Source organism: Streptomyces sp. S465, from assembly GCF_026898115.1.
Lineage (GTDB): Bacteria > Actinomycetota > Actinomycetes > Streptomycetales > Streptomycetaceae > Streptomyces > Streptomyces luomodiensis.
The window spans coordinates 9129691-9149980 of record NZ_CP114036.1; the positions used below are offsets into that span (position 1 = coordinate 9129691).

General features: G+C 73.3%; 18 protein-coding genes and 1 pseudogene. 12 read left to right on the top strand and 7 right to left on the bottom strand.

Going from position 1 to position 20290, the window contains the following annotated elements; all coding sequences use genetic code 11:
- Window positions 1-7 precede the first annotated feature (7 nt).
- The 6 genes from N6H00_RS38300 to N6H00_RS38325 are packed head-to-tail and all read left to right on the top strand — an operon-like array spanning window position 8 to window position 5829.
- Entirely contained in the window at window positions 8-538 is a 531-nt protein-coding gene (locus N6H00_RS38300) for an MSMEG_0572/Sll0783 family nitrogen starvation response protein (RefSeq protein WP_268976505.1), read from the top strand.
- Between the two features lie 10 nt (window positions 539-548).
- Window positions 549-1640 (top strand): MSMEG_0568 family radical SAM protein, encoded by a 1092-nt coding sequence (locus N6H00_RS38305; RefSeq protein WP_268976506.1) that lies wholly within the window; start codon window positions 549-551, stop codon window positions 1638-1640.
- A gap of 1 nt (window position 1641) precedes the next feature.
- Window positions 1642-3075, top strand: coding sequence for an MSMEG_0567/sll0787 family protein (locus N6H00_RS38310; protein ID WP_268977269.1), 1434 nt, complete (start codon window positions 1642-1644; stop codon window positions 3073-3075).
- The gene (locus N6H00_RS38315; RefSeq protein ID WP_268976507.1) at window positions 3072-3923 is read left to right on the top strand and encodes a carbon-nitrogen hydrolase family protein; all 852 of its coding nucleotides are present in this window, start codon (window positions 3072-3074) and stop codon (window positions 3921-3923) included. Before N6H00_RS38310 ends, N6H00_RS38315 begins: the two co-directional genes overlap by 4 nt.
- Window positions 3920-4756 carry a carbon-nitrogen hydrolase family protein gene (locus N6H00_RS38320; protein ID WP_268976508.1) on the top strand — a complete coding sequence of 279 codons (837 nt, stop codon included), beginning with the start codon at window positions 3920-3922 and terminating at the stop codon, window positions 4754-4756. Before N6H00_RS38315 ends, N6H00_RS38320 begins: the two co-directional genes overlap by 4 nt.
- Complete coding sequence (locus tag N6H00_RS38325; RefSeq protein ID WP_268976509.1) at window positions 4753-5829, top strand: MSMEG_0565 family glycosyltransferase; 1077 nt, start codon at window positions 4753-4755, stop codon at window positions 5827-5829. Before N6H00_RS38320 ends, N6H00_RS38325 begins: the two co-directional genes overlap by 4 nt.
- Before the next feature lie 155 nt (window positions 5830-5984).
- Here the strand turns inward: N6H00_RS38325 and N6H00_RS38330 are convergent, their stop codons facing one another.
- Window positions 5985-7124, bottom strand: a complete 1140-nt coding sequence (locus tag N6H00_RS38330; RefSeq protein WP_329618602.1) for a GlxA family transcriptional regulator — start codon at window positions 7122-7124, stop codon at window positions 5985-5987.
- Window positions 7125-7194: 70 nt separating this feature from the next.
- On the opposite strand from N6H00_RS38330, the gene N6H00_RS38335 reads away from it, so the two are divergent.
- Window positions 7195-8235 carry an NADP-dependent oxidoreductase gene (locus N6H00_RS38335; RefSeq protein ID WP_443073164.1) on the top strand — a complete coding sequence of 347 codons (1041 nt, stop codon included), beginning with the start codon at window positions 7195-7197 and terminating at the stop codon, window positions 8233-8235.
- A 42-nt stretch (window positions 8236-8277) separates the two neighbouring features.
- Here the strand turns inward: N6H00_RS38335 and N6H00_RS38340 are convergent, their stop codons facing one another.
- Together N6H00_RS38340 and N6H00_RS38345 are read right to left on the bottom strand one after the other, a co-directional pair.
- A complete protein-coding gene (locus tag N6H00_RS38340; RefSeq protein WP_268976510.1) occupies window positions 8278-9174 on the bottom strand; it encodes an alpha/beta fold hydrolase in 897 nt (298 codons plus the stop codon).
- Window positions 9175-9542: 368 nt separating this feature from the next.
- Window positions 9543-10553, bottom strand: a complete 1011-nt coding sequence (locus tag N6H00_RS38345; protein WP_268976511.1) for an NADP-dependent oxidoreductase — start codon at window positions 10551-10553, stop codon at window positions 9543-9545.
- 104 nt (window positions 10554-10657) lie between these two features.
- Here N6H00_RS38345 and N6H00_RS38350 point away from each other — a divergent pair, with 104 nt between their 5' ends.
- Window positions 10658-11215 carry a TetR/AcrR family transcriptional regulator gene (locus tag N6H00_RS38350; RefSeq protein WP_268976512.1) on the top strand — a complete coding sequence of 186 codons (558 nt, stop codon included), beginning with the start codon at window positions 10658-10660 and terminating at the stop codon, window positions 11213-11215.
- Window positions 11216-11441: 226 nt separating this feature from the next.
- Window positions 11442-11636: pseudogene (locus N6H00_RS38360) on the top strand (glycoside hydrolase family 15 protein); the annotation flags it as partial.
- A 6-nt stretch (window positions 11637-11642) separates the two neighbouring features.
- Here the strand turns inward: N6H00_RS38360 and N6H00_RS38365 are convergent.
- From N6H00_RS38365 to N6H00_RS38375, 3 genes are all read right to left on the bottom strand, one after another.
- The gene (locus N6H00_RS38365) at window positions 11643-13103 is read right to left on the bottom strand and encodes a hypothetical protein (RefSeq protein ID WP_268976513.1); all 1461 of its coding nucleotides are present in this window, start codon (window positions 13101-13103) and stop codon (window positions 11643-11645) included.
- Window positions 13100-13936 carry an undecaprenyl-diphosphate phosphatase gene (locus tag N6H00_RS38370; RefSeq protein ID WP_268976514.1) on the bottom strand — a complete coding sequence of 279 codons (837 nt, stop codon included), beginning with the start codon at window positions 13934-13936 and terminating at the stop codon, window positions 13100-13102. The genes N6H00_RS38365 and N6H00_RS38370 overlap by 4 nt, the downstream gene beginning before the upstream one ends.
- Before the next feature lie 90 nt (window positions 13937-14026).
- The gene (locus N6H00_RS38375; RefSeq protein ID WP_268976515.1) at window positions 14027-14530 is read right to left on the bottom strand and encodes a hypothetical protein; all 504 of its coding nucleotides are present in this window, start codon (window positions 14528-14530) and stop codon (window positions 14027-14029) included.
- Window positions 14531-14671: 141 nt separating this feature from the next.
- Between N6H00_RS38375 and N6H00_RS38380 the strand changes: the two genes are divergently transcribed.
- Both N6H00_RS38380 and N6H00_RS38385 read left to right on the top strand, forming a co-directional pair.
- The gene (locus N6H00_RS38380; RefSeq protein ID WP_268976516.1) at window positions 14672-15049 is read left to right on the top strand and encodes a BlaI/MecI/CopY family transcriptional regulator; all 378 of its coding nucleotides are present in this window, start codon (window positions 14672-14674) and stop codon (window positions 15047-15049) included.
- 15 nt (window positions 15050-15064) lie between these two features.
- Window positions 15065-15997 (top strand): M56 family metallopeptidase, encoded by a 933-nt coding sequence (locus N6H00_RS38385; RefSeq protein ID WP_268976517.1) that lies wholly within the window; start codon window positions 15065-15067, stop codon window positions 15995-15997.
- A 258-nt stretch (window positions 15998-16255) separates the two neighbouring features.
- Here the strand turns inward: N6H00_RS38385 and N6H00_RS38390 are convergent, their stop codons facing one another.
- Complete coding sequence (locus tag N6H00_RS38390; protein ID WP_268976518.1) at window positions 16256-16546, bottom strand: hypothetical protein; 291 nt, start codon at window positions 16544-16546, stop codon at window positions 16256-16258.
- Window positions 16547-16847: 301 nt separating this feature from the next.
- Here N6H00_RS38390 and N6H00_RS38395 point away from each other — a divergent pair, with 301 nt between their 5' ends.
- Window positions 16848-20105: a bifunctional [glutamine synthetase] adenylyltransferase/[glutamine synthetase]-adenylyl-L-tyrosine phosphorylase gene (locus N6H00_RS38395; protein WP_268976519.1), complete on the top strand. Its 3258-nt coding sequence runs from the start codon at window positions 16848-16850 to the stop codon at window positions 20103-20105.
- Window positions 20106-20290: the final 185 nt, after the last annotated feature.

Genomic DNA, 20290 nt, shown 5'->3' on the forward strand with positions numbered 1-20290 from the left:
GACAGCCATGTCCGAAACCCCGGCCACCGCCGAACTCACCGACGTCGAGCAGCAGTCGCTCAACGAGATCCCGCACCCCTCACTGCCCGAGGGCTCCAGCATCTACGGCTCCACCAAGGTCTTCCCCGACTACCAGGCCGAGAACGGCGAGACCTACTTCACCCTCGTCCACGGCATCGCCCACGAGTCGTCGGTGTCCTTCGTCGCCGTCCTGCAGGCCACCCGCGCCCTGCGCAAGGGCTTCGAGACCGCGATCTACTTCTACGGCCCCGGCTCCCTCAACTGCCTGGCCACCCGCGGCTTCCCGACCACCGGCAACTCCGCCTTCCCCGGCGAGCACAACATCAACAACCAGCTCAAGACGTTCATCGCGGAGGGCGGCAAGGTGTACTGCTGCCGCTTCGGCCTGTCACTGCACGGCGCCCGCGAGGAGGACCTCATCGAGGGCGTCATCCCCACCCATCCGCTCGACGTCCAGGACGCGCTGATCCACTACGCGCGCAAGGGCGCCATCATCAACTCGACCTACCAGCTGTAAGGGGCACGACGTGAGCGTTGGCACCGGAACGACAGGTACGGCGGTGGACGTGCGGATCACGACCCGCGCCGAACTCGCCCTTCGAGGAGTCGCGTTGGACGCCCCCGTGCGGCGGCCGGACGGCGCGGGCCCCAGCGACGACGGACACGTCCTCGTCGACGGTGCCAACGCCGCGCTCCCCACCAACCCCGGCAGTCCCTACCGGGTCCGCGACGGCAAGGTGTGGCTCGGCGACGAGGACACCGGCCTGACCCTCACCGCCGTACGACGGCCGAAGTTCTACGACCTGACCACCGCCGACGGCGTCCCCTACGAGCACATCGCCCGCCTGCACGGCGCCGACGTCCTCGCCACCACCGTCGTGCAGACCTGCGTCCGCTACGCCGAGGCCGACCGCTGCCGCTTCTGCACCATCGAGGAGTCCTTGCGCTCCGGCGCCACGGTGGCCGCCAAGACACCGGCCCAGCTCGCCGAGGTGGCCAAGGCCGCGGTACGGCTGGACGGCATCAAGCAGATGGTGATGACCACCGGCACCACCACCGGCCCGGACCGTGGCGCCCGCACCCTCGTACGGTCGGTGCGCACCGTCCTGCGGGCGGTGCCCGGACTGCCGATCCAGGTGCAGTGCGAACCGCCCGGCGACCTGTCCTGGATCCGCTCCCTGCACGACGCCGGGGCCACCGCGATCGGCATCCACGTCGAGTCCCTGGACGAGGAGGTGCGCCGGCGCTGGATGCCCGGCAAGTCCACCGTCCCCCTGGCCGAGTACGAGGCAGCGTGGGACGAGGCGGTAGCGGTCTTCGGACCGAACCGCGTCTCCACCTACCTGCTGGTCGGCCTGGGTGAGGACCCCGACGAACTCGTCGAGGGGGCGGGGCGGCTGATCGAGAGGGGCGTGTACCCCTTCGTCGTCCCCTTCCGGCCCATGGCCGGCACCCTCGCGGCCCGGGACGGCGTCCCGGCGCCGAGCGCGGAGCGCCTGACCTACGTCACCCGGGGCGTCGCGGCGAAGCTGCGCGCGGCCGGGATGAACGGCGCCGACCAGGGGGCCGGCTGCGCGGCCTGCGGGGCGTGCAGCGTGCTGCGCTCGGCGGGTGGCTGAGATGTACCTCGACGGATCCGCCGCGCCCCCCGCCTCCGGCGAGGCTCCCGACATCCTGGCCCTGCTCGGTGATCGCAGCACCCTCGCCCGGCAGCCCGCCTTCCACATCGAGGAAGCCGACGGACACGGCGGACTGCGTGCGTACCGGCGCCTGCGCCGAGACGTCTTCGTGCACGAGCAGGAGCTGTTCTCCGGTCACGACCTGGACGACTGGGACACCGACCCGCGCACGCTCGTGCTCATCGCCAGGGACCGCACGGGCACGGTCGTCGGCGGAGTGCGGCTCGGCCCGGCGACCGGCGGCCCCGACATCGGGTGGTGGCAGGGCGGTCGCCTGGTCGTCGCCCCGGCCGCCCGCGGAGCGCACGGCATCGGCGCGGCCCTGGTCCGGGCCGCCTGCGCCCGCGCCGAGGCGGAAGGCGCGCTGCGGTTCGACGCCACCGTCCAGGCCCGCAACGAGGTGCTGTTCCGGCGGCTGGGCTGGCAGCGGGTCCGTGAGGTCACGGTCGCGGACGCGCCCCACGTACTGATGCGGTGGCCGATCGGGCGGATCGCGGCGCAGGCGTCCGCCGCCAAGGCCGCCCTCGGTCCGCTGCTCGCCCCGCTCGCCACCGCCACGCCCGGCTTCGTCGGCGACGACGGCGCGCCGGTCCCCGGCACCGATGTGCTCGCCGCGTGCGACGCCATCGTGCCGTCCATGGTCGAACGCGACCCGGAGTGGGCGGGCTGGTGCGCCGTCCTGGTCAACGTCAACGACCTGGCGGCCATGGGCGCCTCACCGCTCGGGCTGCTCGACGCGCTAGGTGCCCGGGACGCCGCGCACGCGGCACGCGTCCTGGCCGGACTGGGCCGGGCCGCGCGGGCGTACGGCGTGCCCGTTCTGGGCGGGCACACCCAGCTCGGCGTCCCGGCGGCCCTGTCCGTCACCGCACTGGGCCGGACCCGGCATCCGGTGCCCGGCGGCGGCGGACGCCCCGGCCACGCCGTACGGCTGACCGCGGACCTCGGCGGCGCCTGGCGCCCGGGGTACCGGGGCCGCCAGTGGGACTCCACCAGTCACCGCCGTGCGGACGAACTGCGGGCGATGACCGGCGCGCTGGCGGTCACCCGGCCCGCCGCGGCCAAGGACGTGTCGATGGCCGGCATCGCGGGCACCCTCGGCATGCTCACGGAGGCGAGCGGCTGCGGGGCAGTGCTCGACGTGGCCGCCGTGCCCCGCCCGCCGGAGGCGGCCATGGGCGACTGGCTCACCTGCTTCCCCGGCTACGCGATGCTCACCGCCGATGTTCCCGACGCGCCGCCGCTCGCCGCCGGGCCCGCCGCGGACGCCGTGTGCGGGGTGCTGACCACGGGAGAAGGAGTCGGGCTGCGCTGGCCCGACGGAGACATCACCGAAGCGGTCACGGCCACGGTGACCGGGATGGGAACCGCATGACCACCCTGCGCATGGCGGCCGTCGCCGCCGAGTTCGGCCGCGATCTGGAGGACGCCTTCGCCACCGTCGAACGGCTGATCAAGGAGGCCCGCGCCGAGGGCGTACGGCTGCTCGCCCTGCCGGAAGCCTGCCTGGGCGGCTACCTGCTCAGCCTCGACGACGACACCGCGCTCGACGAGGGGCCGCCCGCCCTCGCCGTGGACGGGCCCGAGATCCGCCGGCTGGCCGCGATGGCCGGTGAGATGACCGTGGTCGCGGGCTACTGCGAGGCGGGCGGGGACGGTCTGCGCTACAACAGCGTCGTCTGCGTCAGCGGCGACGGCGTCCTCGGCAACCACCGCAAGGTGCACCAACCGCTGAGCGAGGACGCCAGCTACGCCTCCGGCGACCGCTTCCACGCCTTCGACACCCCGGTCGGCCGGATCGGCATGATGATCTGTTACGACAAGGCGTTCCCGGAGTCCGCACGGGCGCTCGCGCTCGACGGAGCGCAGATCGGGGTGTGCGTGTCGGCCTGGCCCGGCGCGCGGACCAACGCCTCGGCCGACCTGGCCGAGGACCGCTGGAAGCGCCGCTTCGACCTCTTCGACCGGGCCCGCGCCCTGGAGAACCAGATCGTATGGCTCTCGGCCAACCAGGCGGGCACCTTCGGGTCACTGCGCTTCGTCGGCAGCGCCAAGGTCGTCGACCCCGGCGGCGAGATCCTCGCGGACACCGGAGTCACGGCCGGGACCGCCGTCGCCGAACTCGACGTCGCACAGGCTCTCCAGACCGCCCGCCGGTCCATGGGACACCTGCGCGACCGGCGCCCGGACGCCTACACACCCCCAGGAGCGGCAACCGCATGAGCACGATCAGGATCGCGGCCGCGGCCGCCCACTTCGGTCGCGACCTGGAGTTCGATCTGGCCCGCGTCGGCAAAATCATCGACGACGCGCGCGCATCCGGTGCTGGGCTGCTCGTCCTGCCCGACGCCGCGCTCGGCGGCTACCTCGCCGACCTGCGCCACCCCGATCCCGACGCCCTGCCCCCCGCCCTTGAGCCGGACGACCCGCTGATCCTCGAAGTGGCCCGTCGCGCGGCCGAGATGGTGGTGTGCGTCGGCTACTGCGAGGACGGCGGCACCGAGCGCTACAACGCCGCCGTCTGCGTCAGCGGCGACGGCGTCCTCGGCCGCCACCGCAAGGTGCACCTGCCGGCCGGCGAGGTCGCCGCCTACACCCCCGGCGACCGGTTCGACGCCTTCGACACCCCGGTCGGCCGGATCGGCATGCTCATCGACTACGACAAGACGTTCCCCGAGTCCGCCCGCTCCCTCGCCCTGGACGGCGCCGAGATCCTCGCCTGCCTGTCCGCCTGGCCCACCAGCATCACCAACCGCGCCCCGCGCATGGCCCAGGACCGCCAGGCCAAGCTCTTCGACCTGTACGACCAGGCCCGCGCCGCGGAGAACCAGGTCGTCCTCGCCTCCGCCAACCAGACCGGCGCCATGGGCGGCATGCGCTTCCTCGGCCAGGCCAAGGTCGTCGGCCCCGGCGGCGACATCCTCGCCCGCACCTGGGCCAAGGCCGGCCTCGCGGTCGCCGAGGTCGACGTGGCCGAGGAGATCGACCGGGCCCGTCGCATCCTGCACCACCTCGGCGAACTGCGCCCCTCCGCCTACCGGGAGACCCCGTCGTGAACATCGCCCTGCTGAGCTACTCCACCAAGCCGCGCGGCGGAGTGGTCCACACCCTCGCCCTCGCCGAGGCCCTCGCGGCGGCGGGCCAGGACGTCACCGTGTGGACACTGGGCCGGGACGGCGACGCGGGCTTCTTCCGCCCCGTGGACCCGGCCGTACGCCTGCGGATCGTGCCGTTCCCGCACGGCCCGGAGAACGAGACCGTGGGCGAGCGCATCCTGCGCTCCATCGACACCCTCCGCGACGCCTTCGACCCGGCATCGTACGACGTCGTCCACGCCCAGGACTGCATCAGCGCCAACGCGGCCGGCCGCTGCGTCCGCACCGTCCACCACATCGACCACTTCACCACACCGGAGCTGGCCGCCTGCCACGAGCGGGCGATCGTGGAGCCGTACGCGCACATCTGCGTCTCACGATCGGTGGCCGGGGAACTGGCCCGGGGATGGGGGCTGACCCCGGTCGTCATCCCCAACGGGGTGGCGTACGAGCGTTTCGCCACCGTTGCCCCGGAAGCCCGCGCCGCCTGGCGCTCCCGCCTGGGCCGCTACGTCCTCACCGTGGGTGGCATCGAACCCCGCAAGGGATCGCTGGACCTGCTGGAGGCGTATGCCGCGGTGCGCACCGCCCGTCCCGATGTGCGGCTGGTGATCGCGGGCGGCGAGACACTGTTCGACTACCGCGCCTACCGGGCCCGTTGGGAGGCCAGAGCCGCCGAGCTCGGTGTCGAGCCGGTCGTGCTGGGGCAGGTCGCCGAGGAGGAACTGCCCCCGCTGGTCGCCGCCGCCGGTGCTTTCGCCTTCCCCTCCGTCAAGGAGGGCTTCGGACTGGCCGCCATGGAGGCGCTCGCCGCGGGCGTTCCACTGGTGGTCCGCGATCTGCCCGTCCTGCGCGAGGTGTTCGACGGCGCCGCCCGTTTCGCACACACCCCCGACGACCTGGCCGCCGCGCTCGGCGCGGCGCTCGCGGCCGACGACCCGGCCCGGCGGGCGAGGGGCCGACAGCTCGCCGCGCGGCACACCTGGAAGGCGGCCGCCGAACGGCATCTGGCCTTCTACCGCACACTCGGCTGAGCAGCGCGTTCCACCGCGACCGGCGGCGCGGTCAGCACCGCCGCCATGCTCGAAGGCGGCGCCGGCCCACCCGGGCGTACATCGGCGAGGTGACACACCGCCATGCCCGGATCAGCCCTCAACGGTGCGCACCCGTGCCAGGGGAGTGTCCGGCGTCATGGCCCGGACCGTGCCGCCGGCTCGTCGGACATGCCGAGTGGGAAGGCGGGCCGCGCGGTGGCCGGGGGCGCGGCCGGACCCGAGGCACGGAAGGTGCGCCGGTACGCCGACGGGGCGACCCCCGCCTCCGCCGCCAGGTGCCGGCGCAGCGAGGTGGCGGTGGCGAAGCCGACTTCGTGGGCGACCCGTTCCACCGGCAGGTCGCTGGACTCCAGCAGGTGCCGCGCCCGCCGCAGCCGCTGCTGGGTCAGCCAGCGGCCGGGGCTCAGACCGGTCTCCTCCCGGAAGCGCCGGGCGAAGGTACGGGTGCTCATCGCCGCGTGCGCGGCCAGCTCGTCCAGCGACAGAGGCAGTTCCAGCCGCTCCAGCGCCCAGTCGCGGGTCGGCCCGGTGCCGGTTCCGCTGGCCGGCGGCAGCGGCCGCTCGATGTACTGCGCCTGCCCGCCGTCCCGGTACGGCGGCACCACGCAGCAACGGGCGACCTGGTTGGCCACCTCGCTGCCGTGGTCCTGGCGCACCAGGTGCAGGCACACGTCCACACCGCTCGCCGCCCCCGCGGAGGTCAGCACGTCACCGTGGTCGACGAAGAGCACCTCCGCGTCCAGCTCGACCCGGGGGAACAGCTCCTGGAAGTGGCCGGCGAGCGCCCAGTGGGTGGTGGCCCGGCGCCCGTCCAGGAGACCGGCGGCGGCCAGCAGGAAGGCGCCGGTGCAGATGGACACCAGACGGGCGCCGGGGCGGACGCGGGACAGGGCGGCGAGGGCCTGCGGGTCCGGGGTGGCGGCCGAGGCCCGGGAGATCGAGTACGGCGGGATCACCACGGTGTCCGCCTCGGCCAGCACGTCGGGACCGTGCCCGGGAGTGACGGTCAGGTCCGAGTCGGTCCGCACGGGCTGCCCGTCCACGCTCGCGGACAGCACCTCGTAGCGGCCGTCGGCGGAACCCAGGACCCGGTGCGGGATGCCGAGTTCGAAGGGATAGACGCCGTCGAGGGCGAGGACGACGACCTTGTGGGCGCCGGGCCGCGGGTCCGGGCGCATCCGGCGGTCCAGTTCGGCCGCGCGGTCGGCGAGGTCATGGGCCCGGGAGGGCGGGGGCAGGGCGGACACGGGGCGGGCGGCAGGGGCGAGAGGCATGGCAGGAATGTATCGGAGGATGACCTTCTTGCCATCGTGCTGGGGCGGATGGCACGGCCAGGATCGAGGCATGACTTCCACGAACGCTCCTGAGAACTTCGACTCCCCGGCCCAGGCGGCCGTCACGGACTCCCCGGACTCCGCCGCCCCGCACCCTGCCGCCCCGGACGGCGCCCCCGTGATGCTCGCTCTGCACCAGACGGCCCTCGGCGGCCCCGAGGTCCTGCGGCTGACCGAGCTTCCGCGGCCCGCGCCCGGCCCCGGGGAAATCCTCGTCGCCGTGCACGCGGCCGGACTCAATCCCACGGACTTCAAGCACCGCGCCCTGAGTATTTTCCTGCCGCCCCCGCCGCTGACCCTCGGTTGGGACGTCTCCGGCACCGTGGTGGAGACCGGCCTCGGCGTCACCCTCTTCCAGCCCGGTGACGAGGTGTTCGGCATGCTGCCCTACCCGTACGGGGTCGGCTCCCACGCCGAGTACGTGACCGGCCCCACCCGCGCCTTCGCCGCCAAGCCCGCCGGGATCGACCACGTCCAGGCGGCCGCGCTGCCGCTGGCCGCGCTCACCGCCTGGCAGGCCCTCGTCGAGACCGCGGACCTCCGGGCCGGGCAGCGGGTGCTGATCCACGCCGCGGCCGGCGGTGTCGGTCATCTCGCCGTACAGATCGCCAAGGAGCGCGGCGCGCACGTCACCGGAACGGCGAGCGCCCCCAAACATGACTTCCTGCGCGAGCTCGGCGCGGACGCCTGCGTCGATTACCGCTCCGAGGACTTCACCGACACCGAGGAGCGCTACGACGTCGTCCTCGACGCCCTCGGCGGGGAGACCGCCACCCGTTCCGTGGGCGTGCTCCGCCCCGGCGGCGTCCTGGTCTCCCTGGTGCCGACCGCCGAGGACACCCGGGCCGCGGCGGAGAAGGCACAGGTCCGCGCCGTCACCCTGCTCGTCGAGCACGACCAGGCCGGTATGCGCGCCGTCGCCGAGCTCGTCGACCGGGGCAGGCTCCGCGCCCACGTCTCCGGCACCTTCCCCCTCGCCGAAGGCGCCCGCGCCCACGCCCTGGGGGAGACCGGCCGCACCACGGGCAAGCTGGTCATCACCGTGCGCTGAGGCGGGACGGGGGCGAGGTGCACCGCCCCGACCTGCCCGGGGCTATGCCCGAGCCCGGCGGGCCACCTCCTCGATCGCGTCCGCGAGGAGGCCGGACAGCTGCGGCGGCAGATCATGTCCCATGCCGGGGATCAGGCGGAACTCCGCACCGGGAATGCTGTCGGCGGTATCCCTGCCGCATACCGGGGAGATCAGCGGGTCCTGCTCGCCGTGGAGGACAAGCGTGGGCGCGGTGATCGTCCTCAGCTTGGGACGGCGGTCGGGCGCGGCGACGATGGCGGCGTGGTGGCGGGCGGACCCGGCCGGGTAGTAGGAGCGCTCGACGTCGGCGGTGAACTGCGCGCGCATGAAGCCTTCGTCGACGGAATAGGCGGGGGACCGTGTCAGCCGCCAGTGGCTGAGCATGTGGTCCACGAAGCCCTCCGGGTCTTCATGGGCGTCCGGCGGTGTCCGGGTGAACTGCTCTGTCAGTTCCGGCGACGTGGCGGGAAGGTCCGGATTGGCCGTGGTGGACATGATGGAGGTCAGGGAGAGGACGTGGTCCGGGTGGTCGGCGGCGACGAGCTGCGCGACCATGCCGCCCATGGACGCGCCCACGATATGCGCCTTGGGAACGTGCAGCGCGTCCAGCAGGCCTACGGCATCGGCTGCCATGTCGTCGAGATGGTAGGCGACGGGGGCGGGGTCCCCCTGTGCCACCGCCGTGGCGACGGCCTCCATGTCCGGAAGGCCGGCGGCGTCCATTTTTTCGGACAGCCCGACGTCGCGGGCGTCGTACCGGATCACGCGGAAGCCCTTCGCCGCAAGGAGCTCGATGAGCCCCAGCGGCCACTGGGTCAGCTGCCCGCCCATCCCCATGATGAGCATGATTGCTTCCCCGTCCTCGGGACCGTGGGACTCGTACTCGATCGTGATTCCGTTCGCGTGTGCGTGAGGCACTGGCGTTTCCCTTCGGTGCGGTTGGTCGGACGGAAGAACCACAACCCGGTCCTCGGGGCCGTGGCGCGGTGCGTCCGGGGCGCTCGGTGACGGCCCCGGCCGCCCGGTCAACGGGCGCGGGGACTTCGGACACGGTGCTCCTCGGACACACAAACGGCGGGGCCCGCCGTTTGTGTTCCAGCACGATATGGCGAGGCCCGCCGGTTAGCAAACCAGGAGGTCACGTCGTACCCAAGGCTCCTCGCGCAGACGCCAGGGGCGACCACGCGCGTATCCGGACGCGCGTGGTCGCGCCGTGACGGAGGAGGAGATCGCCGACCATGGCGCCGATGCTGCCCCGCCTCCCCGTCCGCCGCGCGGGTCCGGCCTCACACGACCGTGAGCACGATCTTGCCCTGGATGTGTCCACGGGCGGCTCGTTCGTGCGCCGTTCGGGCATCCGCGAGCGGGAATGTGCTGTCGATGGCGACGCGAAGTGTGCCCGCGCCGAGCAGGTGTCCGAGTTCGGCGAGCTGGGCGCCGTTCGAGCGCACTTGGGTGCCGGAGGTCGTGACGCCCAGCTTCGCGGTCTCTTCGGGGTCGTATTCGGCGACGAAGACCGGGTACAACGCGCCGCCGCGCCTGAGGGTGCGCAGGAAACGCCTGCTGCCGGGACCGCCGACGGTGTCGAGCACGAGATCAACGTCGTGCGCCACGTCCTCGGGGCGGCTCTTGGTGTAGTCGATGAACTCGTCGGCCCCGAGTTCGCGCAGGAACGACTCATGCGTACCCGAGGCGACCGCGATGACGTGCGCACGCTTCCACTTCGCGATCTGTAGCGCGAAGTGCCCCACGCCGCCCGCGGCGCCGTTGATGAGCACCGTCGTCTCGTCGTTCAGCGCCATCGGGTGATGCTGCGCCGCCTGAAAGGGCGACGGATGATCGTGTCCGAGTTCGATCAGGAACTGCCACGCGGTGAGTCCCGCCATGGGCGCCCCTGCGGCGTGCACGTGATCGAGGTGAGCCGGCTTGCGTGCGAGGTCCGACGCGGGCGCGGCGACGTACTCGGCGTACGCGCTGCCCTCGAGGCTGGGGAAGCGAAGGAGGCCGAAGACCTCATCGCCGACGGAGAAGCCGTCCACATCCGCGCCGACGGCCGCGACGACGCCCGACACGTCCGTCCCCGGAATCACGGGCAAGCTCAGCTTGGGCCTCATCTCGGGAGGCACATTGGGCATTCCCTCGCGTACGTACCAGTCGGGGGGATTGACACCAACCGCGTGCACGCGGACGAGTACCTCACCCGGCTCCGGCTCGGGGATCGGCACCTCCTCGTACCGCAGCACCTCAGGACCACCGTGCTCGTGCAGCCGGATGGCCTTCATCGTGTTCGTGGGCATGGCCTTCGCCTTTCGCCGCGGATGAGCTACCGTTTGGTTTCGGTTTCGGAGCAGTGCTCCGAATATAGGCGGAGCACTGCTCCGATTGTCAAACCAGGAGACGTATGCGAGCCGACGCCAGGAAGAACTGCGACCAGCTCCTCGCGGTCGCGCGCACCGTCGTGACCGAGCAGGGCGCCGACGCGTCGCTGCGCGACATCGCCCGCAAGGCCGGCGTCGGGCTCGGCACGCTGTACCGTCACTTCCCGACGCGGGAGGCGTTGCTCGAGGCCTTGCTCCGCGTCGGCTTCGACGAACTGGCGGCACAGGCGGGCGAGCTCGAGACGTCGGATTCGCCCGGGGACGCTCTCGTCTCGTGGCTGCGCGACTGCGTCGCGTGCGCACATGAGTACCGGGGCGTGGTGGCGCTGATGGTGGCCGCCCTCGAAGACACCGAGTCCGCACTCCATGCGTCGTGTGTCGCGATGCGCGCGGCGGGCACGCGGCTCCTCACCCGCGCTCAGACCGCGGGCGCGGCACGGACCGACATCGATGGCACCGACCTGTTCGCGCTGGTCGGGGCACTCGCGTGGCTCAACGACCAGCCCTCGCTCGCGCCACGCGCCGATCATCTCTTCGACGTCGTCGCGAGCGCGATCCTGACCGAACGAACCGGGCAGTGACGCCGGGGAGGAACACCACCTCGGCCCGCCGCCTGATGACGCCGCATCGAGCGCACGACGGCGCTGCCGCGGCGGGGCGACCTCAGCGTCACCGAGGTCTGCTCCGGGGTCGGCTGCGTGTCGCTCGGCACCTTCACCACCCGCTTCACCGAGTTGGTCGGCATGCCGCCCGAGCCTTCCGGCGCCGGGCGGCGGATGCGGCGGCCGACCGTGCCGATGCTACTGAGAGCACACCCGGGCCGCCTGCCGCCCGCCGGGCCCGTTCGCCGAGGAGTACGACGTCCGCCGGCGCCGGCTACGAGGCAACCTGCCGCAGGCGTTCGTCCACGCCCAACTCCTCGATGCGGCCCGGCGGGCGGTTCGACCATGGGGAGGAGCCATCGGATCGCGGGTTCCGCGTTCGGCACATCTTCGGACGTAGCGGGTGTTACACCGGCGATGGTAGTCGGGAGTGCACATAGGCCGTGAGTCCGGTGCCCGGCAGGCGGTGCGGGGTCCAGGTGCGGGCGTAGTGGGGCGGACCGGAGCGGGTCCTGGTGAGGGCGGCGGCGGGCTCGCGGGCGGCGTGGCGCAGCAGGGTGTGCGGGGTGGTACTGCGGTTGTTGCCGCCGACGTTCGCCGAGGCGCAGCCGGTGTAGTAGCCGATGGGCGGTGCGTGTGCGCCGCTGACCAGGCAGGGCGGGGTGACTCCGAGGTGGCGCAGGTCGTGCGCGGCGGTGCGGTAGCGGTGGGCGGTGACCCGGGCGTCGGCCGTGTTGCGGTCGAGGACCTGGACTTGCGCGGACAGGTGCAGGGCGAGCAGTACGGCCGCCGACCCGGCGGCCAGGACACGCACGCGGGGCGGGCGGACGGCCCGTGCGCAGTGCGCGGCCACGGTGGCGAGGGGGAGGGCGAGCAGGGCGTAGGCGGGCAGCAGAAAACGCGGTGCGGAGTAGTCGATGAGCAGCAGGTACGGGATGCTCAGCGCGGTGGCGCAGGCGATGGGCAGCACGATGACTGCGCCGCGCCGGGTGCGCCGGGCCAGGACGCAGGCGATGAGGACGAGGGCGGGCAGGGCCAGCCACCACAGGGTCAGCTCGGGGTGGCTGAGCGGCACGTGGCAGGGGCGGCAGAGCAAGGGACCGTTGAGGCTGCGCCACGCCATGCCGCCCGCCCAGTGCGCGCCCATGCCACCCTCGGTGGCGCTGGAGACGTGCAGCCGGGCGCCGACCCCGCCCCAGCGGGCGTACGCCTCCGCGATCCACTCGGCGCTGCCCAGGGCGAGCCCGCCGGCCACGGCGAGCGCGGGCGCGGGGCGTCGCCAGGCCGGGACGATCGCGCACGCCATGAGCAGGGGCAGGGCGAGCCACACGCCGTCGGAGAAGCGGAAGCAGGTGGCGGCCGCGACCATGGTGCCCAGGCCGAGCAGGGCGCGTCGCCGCGTAGGGGGGAGCGAGGCGCGCAGGAACCAGCCGGTCGCCGCCACCGCGGACAGCGCCACCCACAGGTTGGGCATGGCCTGCGGTCCGTAGAGCACGGTGGTCCACAGGCCGGCGAACAGCAGCGTGGCCAGGGCGGTCCGTCCGGGGCCGAGCAGCGGCTGCCAGACGCGGTAGGCGGCGTACAGGGCGGCGGCGGACGCCAGGGCCAGGACGGTCCGGAGGACGGTGGTGGAGTCGGTAACGGCGAGGACCGGGGCGACCAGAAGGCTGATGCCGCGTGAGCGCGGGGCGCTGAAGTACGCCGCCGGGCGGTGCGGATCCACCTGGGAGAGGTACACCGTCTCGTCCCAGCCGAGCCCCAAGTGCGGTACGACGAGGGCCAGTTGGGCAGCCGCGTAGGCGAGGGCGACCAGCGCGGGCCACGGTGTCCGGCGGAGCGGTCGGATGACGGTGCGCACAGCGGTCATGCGGTGAGCACCCCGGTGCCCAGCAGGCCGAACAGCAACACGCCGACGGCGACGCGGTAGATGACGAAGGCGTTGAAGGAGTGCTTGGCGACGAACTTCAGCAGCCAGGCGATCGAGGCGTAGGCGACCGCGAAGGAGACAGCGGTGCCGACGACGAGCGGGCCGACGCCGACTCCGGCGCCGACGGCGTCCTTCAGCTCGTACAGGCCCGCGCCGGTCAGCGCCGGAATGCCGAGGAAGAAGGACAGACGGGTGGCGGCCACGCGGTCCAGGTCCAGGATGAGCGCGGTGGACATGGTGGCGCCGGAGCGGGAGAAGCCGGGGAAGAGCAGCGCGAGGATCTGCGAGCAGCCGACCAGCATGGCGTCCTTGAAGGAGGTGTCGTCCTCACCGCGCTTGTGGCGGCCCATCTGGTCGGCCGCCCACATCACGCCGGACCCGGCGACGAGCGAGCCGGCGACCACCCACAGGGATGCGAGGGGGCCTTCGACGAGCGGCTTCGCGGCCAGGCCCACGATCACGATCGGGATGGTGGCGCAGATGACCCACCAGGCGAACTTGTAGTCGTGGTGGTACCGCTGTTCGCGGTGGAGGAGTCCGCGGCCCCAGGCGGAGACGATCCGCACGATGTCGGTGAAGAAATACACCAGTACGGCGGCGATCGCGCCGACCTGGATGACGGCGGTGAAGCCGACCACGGAGGTGTCGTCGACCGGGATGCCCATCAGCCCTTCGGTGATCTTCAGGTGGCCGGTGGAGGAGACGGGGAGGAACTCCGTGATGCCTTCGACGATGCCGAGGACGGCCGCCTGGCCGATGCTGATGGCGCTCATCTGGAATCCGTTTCTGTGGTGGCGAAAGCGGGCCGGGTCCGCAGCGGAACGGCGCAGTGTGGTGGGACCGTCGGAAAAGGGGGGGGAGGGTCAGCCGCGCCGGCGGGCCCTGCGCCGCTGCCGGGCGCGGTCGGAACGCGTGGCGCCGAGGCCGGTGAACAGCTCCTCGTAGGCGTAGGCGGCATGGGCCGGGTCGAAGCGGCGGGCCGCGGCGCGGGCCACCTCGCTCATGCGATGGCGGCCGGGCTCGTCGGCGCTCCCCGTGGCCGGTTCCGCGGCGGTACGGCGCCGGCGGGACCTGAGCACTTCCAGGGCCGCGGCAGCAGGAAGACGGCGGCGCACGGTGACCGTCCCGGCGAGCGGGTTGAGCGCGGTCCGCACGACCGGGACGCGTCGGGCCGACGCGATCGCCTTGCCCTGGCCGTAGCGGGCGAGCGGCTGCTCCACGCGCCGCGCTCCGTCCCCCGGGTGCCGGCCGCGGGCGCCGATCAGCGGGGCCCGCCCGGCGCGGCGGCCGATCGGACGGCCGGTCCGGGCGCCGAGCAGCGCACCGGCCGTTGGGGCGGCGTCCAGCGGATTGAGGGCCAAAGGCACCGCGGGTCCTTTCCGGCCGTGCGCGCCCAGGGCAGAGTTCTGCCCAGGCACGTGCGCATGGCACACTTGAAGACAGCGGCTTTTACACCGGTGTAGGAGTCCTACACGAGTGTAGGAGATACGGAAAGGGACACCAAACCCATGGGCACCCGCACGCCAGGACACGGTCCCAAGCGGCCCAACGGCGCACGCGAGGCCGAAATCCTCGAACTGTTGCAGCGGGCCGAGGGCGCGCTGACCCCGCGGGAGGTCACCGAACGCCTCGGCGGCGAGCTGGCCTACAACAGCGTGGTGACGATCCTCACCCGCATGCACGCCAAGCAGCTGCTCACCCGCACCCCGCGCGGCCGTGCCTACGCCTACGCCCCCGTGACCGACGACCCCGGCTTCGCCGCCCGCCGTATGCGCTCCGTCCTGGAGGAGCGATCGGACCGCCAGGACGTCCTCGCCCGCTTCGCCGACGGCCTGTCCGCCACCGACGCGGACCTGCTGCGCCAACTGCTCGACCCCGGCCAGTAGGAAGCGGCCGCAAAGATGCGCATCGCCGTCTACATCCCCCTGCTGCTCTCCCTGCTCGCCCCCCTCGGCGCACGCCCCCTGGCGGAGCGATGCGAACCCCGCCTGGCGACCTGGCTGCTCACCGCATCGGCCCTCGTGCTGGGTACGGCGACCACCATCTCACTGGGCCTGCTGGCCGTCACCGGACTGATCCGGGTCCCCCAGCTGGCCACCCTCGGCCACTGGTCGGCCCACACCGCGCAGCGCGACGACCCCGCCGAACTGTCCGTCGCCCTGATCGCCGGCCTCCTGCTCGGCGCCGCCGTCCTGATGGCCGCCCGTATGCTCTGGCGGCGCGCCCGCACCCTGGCCGCCGCCATCCTGGAAGCGGAGTGCATGCCCGCCGAGGACGGTCTGGTCGTGGTCGAGGACGAGGCCCCCGAGGCCTTCGCGGTCCCCGGCCTGCCCGGCCGCGTCGTCGTCTCCACCGGCATGCTGGCCACCCTGGACGAAACCGAGCGCCGGATCCTGCTCGCCCACGAACGCGCCCACCTCACCGCACACCATTACGCCTTCGTCGCCCTGGCCCAGCTCGGCGCCGCCGCCAACCCCCTGCTGCGCCCCCTCGCCACGGCCGTGACGTACACCATCGAACGGTGGGCCGACGAGACCGCGGCCGCCGCCACCGGCGACCGTGAACGGGTCGCCCGCACCGTCGGCAAGGCCGCCCTCGCCGCCCACCACGCGCCCGCCCGCGCCCCGGGCGCCGCCCTGGCGATCCTCGGCCGCCGCGCCCCGCTCGCCACCGCCGGGCCCGTGCCCCGCCGCGTCGCCGCCCTCCTGGCTCCCCCTTTCGGCCGTCACCCCGTCCTGGCCGCCACGACGGCCGCCGTCCTCGCCACCGCGGCCCTGTCCACCGCTGAAGCCGCCCACGACCTCCACCTCCTGCTGGAAGCCGTCGGCGCCTGAGGGGTCCGGCGACACTCGGCCCGCCAGGGAAAAGACGGCGCCTTCGGGATCTGCCGACGGCACGTTCACATTGCGCCATGTCTCGCACCTCGCTTTCCGGCCAACCCGCCGGTCCGCACCCCGTCGGACCTGGGCCGGCGCGGCCGCGGCGATGGGAATCCCTTTACCGCGGTAGGAATCCCTTTACCGCTGGCGGGGAACCAATGCGGACAGCCGGATCGGAACCGGGTGCCGCTTCCGTGATGAATTAAAACAAGGCTAAATAATTGGTGAATATTGATTAAAAGAGTCGCTGCGGAAGGCGGAGAAGTCGCAGCCGAAAGGGCTGTCCAAAACTTCACGGACGCGGCGTTGGGTGAAGGTATTTTGTCCCCATTCGCACATCAATGTATCCGTCAACGTTTTATTGCCCCGACCTTGACCGGCATCGACGGCTCCTTCTACGTTTTTGCCGCCGGATTCAGGCGTTCCACCTGACGCTGCGGAGAACCGCAAAACGCTTGTCGCAAAATCAACAAGAGGATGCGATGGAAAACAGTGCGAGGTCATCGGACGCCTCGCTTTTGCCAGGCAGGCAAAGGCGGGGCGCGGTGACCGCCGGGGCGCCGGACACTAAGGGCCGGATGGCCCCGTGAAAACGCTCCGTCCGGCTCACCGATACGAGAAGCATTGAGATAACGGGATTCCGTGATGGGTCGACGCGGCCTGGTCGGTGCGGCGAGGCCAGCAGTAAGTGACCGTTGTTCCTAGAAATGATCTGGTGGGCTTCTTGATGACGTTCGCACGGGCTCGTCAGCGGGCCTCGACCATGGCAGGGCGGGAATGCAGTACAGGGACGGAGGCGGTGCGCATGGCCCTACCGCAGGGGCGCAGGAGCAGTACCTCGGCCCGGCTGCTGCGGCACGGTTTCACCGACCCCTCGACGGCCCAGCGGCTGCTGGACGCGCCCGAGCTGGCCGGGGTGCGCGGCCATCCGGTGCTGCTGGACGGACTCGGGGCGACCGCCGACCCCGATCTGGCGCTGCGCGGACTGGTACGGCTGGTCGAGGCGCTCGCGGACGTTCCAGGGGACCGGGACGAGACGGAGCGCGCCGACTCGCGGCAGGCGCTGCTGGACACCCTCGTCACCGCCAAGCCGCTGCGCGACCGGCTGCTCGGGGTACTGGGGGCGTCCGAGGCGCTGGGCGACCATCTGGCCCGGCATCCGCGCCACTGGCGGGCGCTGATGACGTACGAGGCGGCGGACCCGCGCCCGACCACCTCCGACTTCGAGAAGGCGCTGGCCGACGGGGTACGGGACGAGCCGGGGGCGGGGCTGCCGCGGTCGGACGCGCTGCGGGTGGCGTACCGCCGGGCGCTGCTGGCCATCGCGGCCCGCGATGTGTGCGGCACCACCGATGGCACCCGGACCGCCGCCGAACTGACCGACCTGGCGACCGCGACGCTGCGCACCGCGCTGAAGATGGCCGCGGAGGAGCGGCCCGAGGACGCCGCGGCCTGCCGGCTGGCGGTGATCGGGATGGGCGAGTGCGGCGGGCACGAGCTGGACTACGCCTCGGACGTGGACGTCATCTTCGTCGCCGAGGCCGTGGCCGGGACGGAGGAGCCCGAGGCGATGCGGGCGGCCACCCGGCTGGCCTCCCGGATGATGCGGATCTGCTCGGACGTCACGGTCGAGGGCACCATCCGGCCCGTCGAGGCCGGCCTCCGCCCCGAGGGGCGCGACGGCCCGCTGGTGCGGACCCTCTCCAGCCATCTGGCGTACTACCAGCGCCGGGCCAGGGCCTGGGAGTTCCAGGCGCTGCTGAAGGCCCGTCCGGTCGCGGGCGACGGCGCGCTGGGACGGGCGTACGTGGCGGCCCTCGCGCCGATGGTCTGGCAGGCCGCCGAGCGCGAGAACTTCGTGTCCGACGTGCGGCAGATGCGCCGCCGGGCGGTGGAGAACCTCCCCGCCGCCGAGGTCGACCGCGAACTCGAGCTGGGCCCCGGGGGCCTGCGCGACGTCGAGTTCGCCGTCCAGCTGCTCCAGTTGGTGCACGGGCGGTGCGACGAATCGCTGCGCGGCCGCACCACGCTGGACGCGCTCGCGGCGCTGGCCGCGGGCGGCTACGTGGCCCGTTCGGACGCGGCCGCGCTGGACCGGGCGTACCGCTTCCTGCGCTCGGTGGAGCGGCGCATCCAGCTGTACCGGCTGCGCCGCACCCGTCTCCTACCGGAGGGTGAGGCGGATCTGCGGCGGCTGGGGCGGTCGCTCGGCGCCCTCTACGACTGGGACCGCCGCACCGAACCGGTGACCGGGCTGGGCACGGTGTGGCGGCGGTACAGACGCGAGGTGCGGCAGCTGCACGTGAGGCTGTTCTACCGGCCGCTGCTGGACGCGGTGGCCCACCTGGGCCCGGCGGAGGCCCGGTTGAGCCCGCAGGCCGCGGGCCGGCGGTTGAAGACGCTGGGCTACGCGGACCCGGCCGCCGCCCTGCGCCATGTGGAGGCGCTGGCGTCCGGGGTGACCCGGAAGGCGGCGATCCAGCGCACGCTGCTGCCGGTGCTGCTGGGCTGGTTCGCCGACTCCGCCGACCCGGACGCCGGGCTGCTGGGGTTCCGCAAGGTCTCCGACGCGCTGGGCAGGACGCCCGGGTATCTGCGGCTGCTGCGCGACGAGGGCGCCGCCGCGGAGAACCTGGCCCGGGTGCTGTCCGCCGGTCGGCTCGCCCCCGACCTGCTGTCGCGCGCCCCCGAGGCGGTCACCGTGCTGGGCACCCGGGAGGGGCTGCGGCCGCGCGGGAGAGCCCAGCTGGAGCAGGAGGTGCTGGCCGCGGTGGGGCGCGCCGACGACGCCGAGCGGGCGGTGGCGGCGGTGCGCGGGGTGCGGCGGCGGGAGCTGTTCCGTACGGTGGCGGCGGATGTGATCGAGAGCGCCCGGCTGGTGACCGCGGCGGTCCCGCCGACCGGGAGCCGGCCGCCGGGCGGCGACCGCGCCCCGGCCACCCCGCGCGAGGACGGGGCGCTCTTATCGGGCGCCCCAAGATCCGCGCGGCCCGCGGCCGAGCTGCCCGGCGCGCTCCGCGACTTTGAGCCCCACGTCCCGGGCCGCCGCCCGAGCCGTACGGCGCTGCCCGAGGAGCCCGCGAGCCCGGGGGCGCTGGTCGACATGGTCGGCGACGCCCTCTCCGACCTGAACGCCGCGACCCTGGCGGGCGCCCTGCGCGCCGCCGTCCGCGACACCTGGGGCGATGAGCTGCCCACCCGCTTCGCCGTAATCGGCCTCGGCCGCTTCGGCGGCCATGAACTCAGCTACGGCTCCGACGCGGACGTGCTCTTCGTCCACGAGCCGCGCGAGGGCGCCGACGAACAGGAAGCCGCCCGCGCCGCCTTCGCCGTGGCCAACGAGATGCGCCGGCTGCTCCAGCTCCCCACCGTCGACCCGCCCCTCCTCATCGACGCCGACCTGCGCCCCGAGGGCAAGTCCGGCCCGCTGGTGCGCACCCTCGCCTCCTACGCCGCCTACTACCGCCGCTGGTCGCTGGTCTGGGAGAGCCAGGCGCTGCTGCGCGCCGAACCGGTCGCAGGCGACCCCGGGCTCGGCGAGCGGTTCATCGAGCTGATCGATCCGCTGCGGTACCCGCCCGAGGGGCTGGGCGAGGACGCGGTCCGCGAGATCCGGCGGCTCAAGGCCCGGATGGAGTCCGAACGGCTGCCGCGCGGGGCCGACCCCACCACCCACACCAAACTCGGCCGCGGCGGCCTCAGCGACGTCGAATGGACCGTCCAGCTGCTCCAGATGCGCCACGGCTGGGCCGAGCCCGGTCTGCGCACCACCCGCACCCGCCAGGCCCTGGCCGCCGCCCACGCCGCCGGACTGATCTCCACCGAGGACGCCCAGACCCTGGACGAGGCGTGGGTCCTGGCCAGCCGCGTCCGCAACGCCGTCATGCTGGTCCGCGGCCGCCCCGGCGACACCTTCCCGACCGACGTCCGCGAACTGGCCGCGGTGGGCCGCTACCTGGGCTACGGCCCCGGCCACGTCGGCGAGATGCTGGAGGACTACCGCCGCACCACCCGCCACGCCCGTGCCGTGATGGAGCGCCTGTTCTACGGGTACGAGGACTGACCGTCCGGCCGGGCCGAGGTGGCCGGTCTCGACGACACACGGCGTCCGGGTGTCGGAGAGCGCCCCGGCGGCGCCGGGCATCCCGCCTCGGGGGACGGGAGTCCAGCCCGGTGTGCACCGTGCCCGACCTCGCCACGGCGGACGCGGACTTCGGCGTGCACCTGGCCGAGCGAACGACGCCGGTG

Excerpts from the sequence above, each read along its gene's own strand:
- N6H00_RS38390 (WP_268976518.1), bottom strand. The coding sequence starts at position 16,546 with ATGACCTCGCACTGTTTTCCATCGCATCCTCTTGTTGATTTTGCGACA.
- N6H00_RS38350 (WP_268976512.1), top strand. The coding sequence starts at position 10,658 with ATGCGAGCCGACGCCAGGAAGAACTGCGACCAGCTCCTCGCGGTCGCG.
- N6H00_RS38395 (WP_268976519.1), top strand. The coding sequence starts at position 16,848 with ATGGCCCTACCGCAGGGGCGCAGGAGCAGTACCTCGGCCCGGCTGCTG.
- N6H00_RS38330 (WP_329618602.1), bottom strand. The coding sequence starts at position 7,124 with ATGCCTCTCGCCCCTGCCGCCCGCCCCGTGTCCGCCCTGCCCCCGCCC.
- N6H00_RS38365 (WP_268976513.1), bottom strand. The coding sequence starts at position 13,103 with ATGACCGCTGTGCGCACCGTCATCCGACCGCTCCGCCGGACACCGTGG.
- N6H00_RS38335 (WP_443073164.1), top strand. The coding sequence starts at position 7,195 with ATGACTTCCACGAACGCTCCTGAGAACTTCGACTCCCCGGCCCAGGCG.
- N6H00_RS38310 (WP_268977269.1), top strand. The coding sequence starts at position 1,642 with ATGTACCTCGACGGATCCGCCGCGCCCCCCGCCTCCGGCGAGGCTCCC.
- N6H00_RS38300 (WP_268976505.1), top strand. The coding sequence starts at position 8 with ATGTCCGAAACCCCGGCCACCGCCGAACTCACCGACGTCGAGCAGCAG.
- N6H00_RS38345 (WP_268976511.1), bottom strand. The coding sequence starts at position 10,553 with ATGCCCACGAACACGATGAAGGCCATCCGGCTGCACGAGCACGGTGGT.
- N6H00_RS38385 (WP_268976517.1), top strand. The coding sequence starts at position 15,065 with ATGCGCATCGCCGTCTACATCCCCCTGCTGCTCTCCCTGCTCGCCCCC.
- N6H00_RS38320 (WP_268976508.1), top strand. The coding sequence starts at position 3,920 with ATGAGCACGATCAGGATCGCGGCCGCGGCCGCCCACTTCGGTCGCGAC.
- N6H00_RS38315 (WP_268976507.1), top strand. The coding sequence starts at position 3,072 with ATGACCACCCTGCGCATGGCGGCCGTCGCCGCCGAGTTCGGCCGCGAT.
- N6H00_RS38380 (WP_268976516.1), top strand. The coding sequence starts at position 14,672 with ATGGGCACCCGCACGCCAGGACACGGTCCCAAGCGGCCCAACGGCGCA.
- N6H00_RS38370 (WP_268976514.1), bottom strand. The coding sequence starts at position 13,936 with ATGAGCGCCATCAGCATCGGCCAGGCGGCCGTCCTCGGCATCGTCGAA.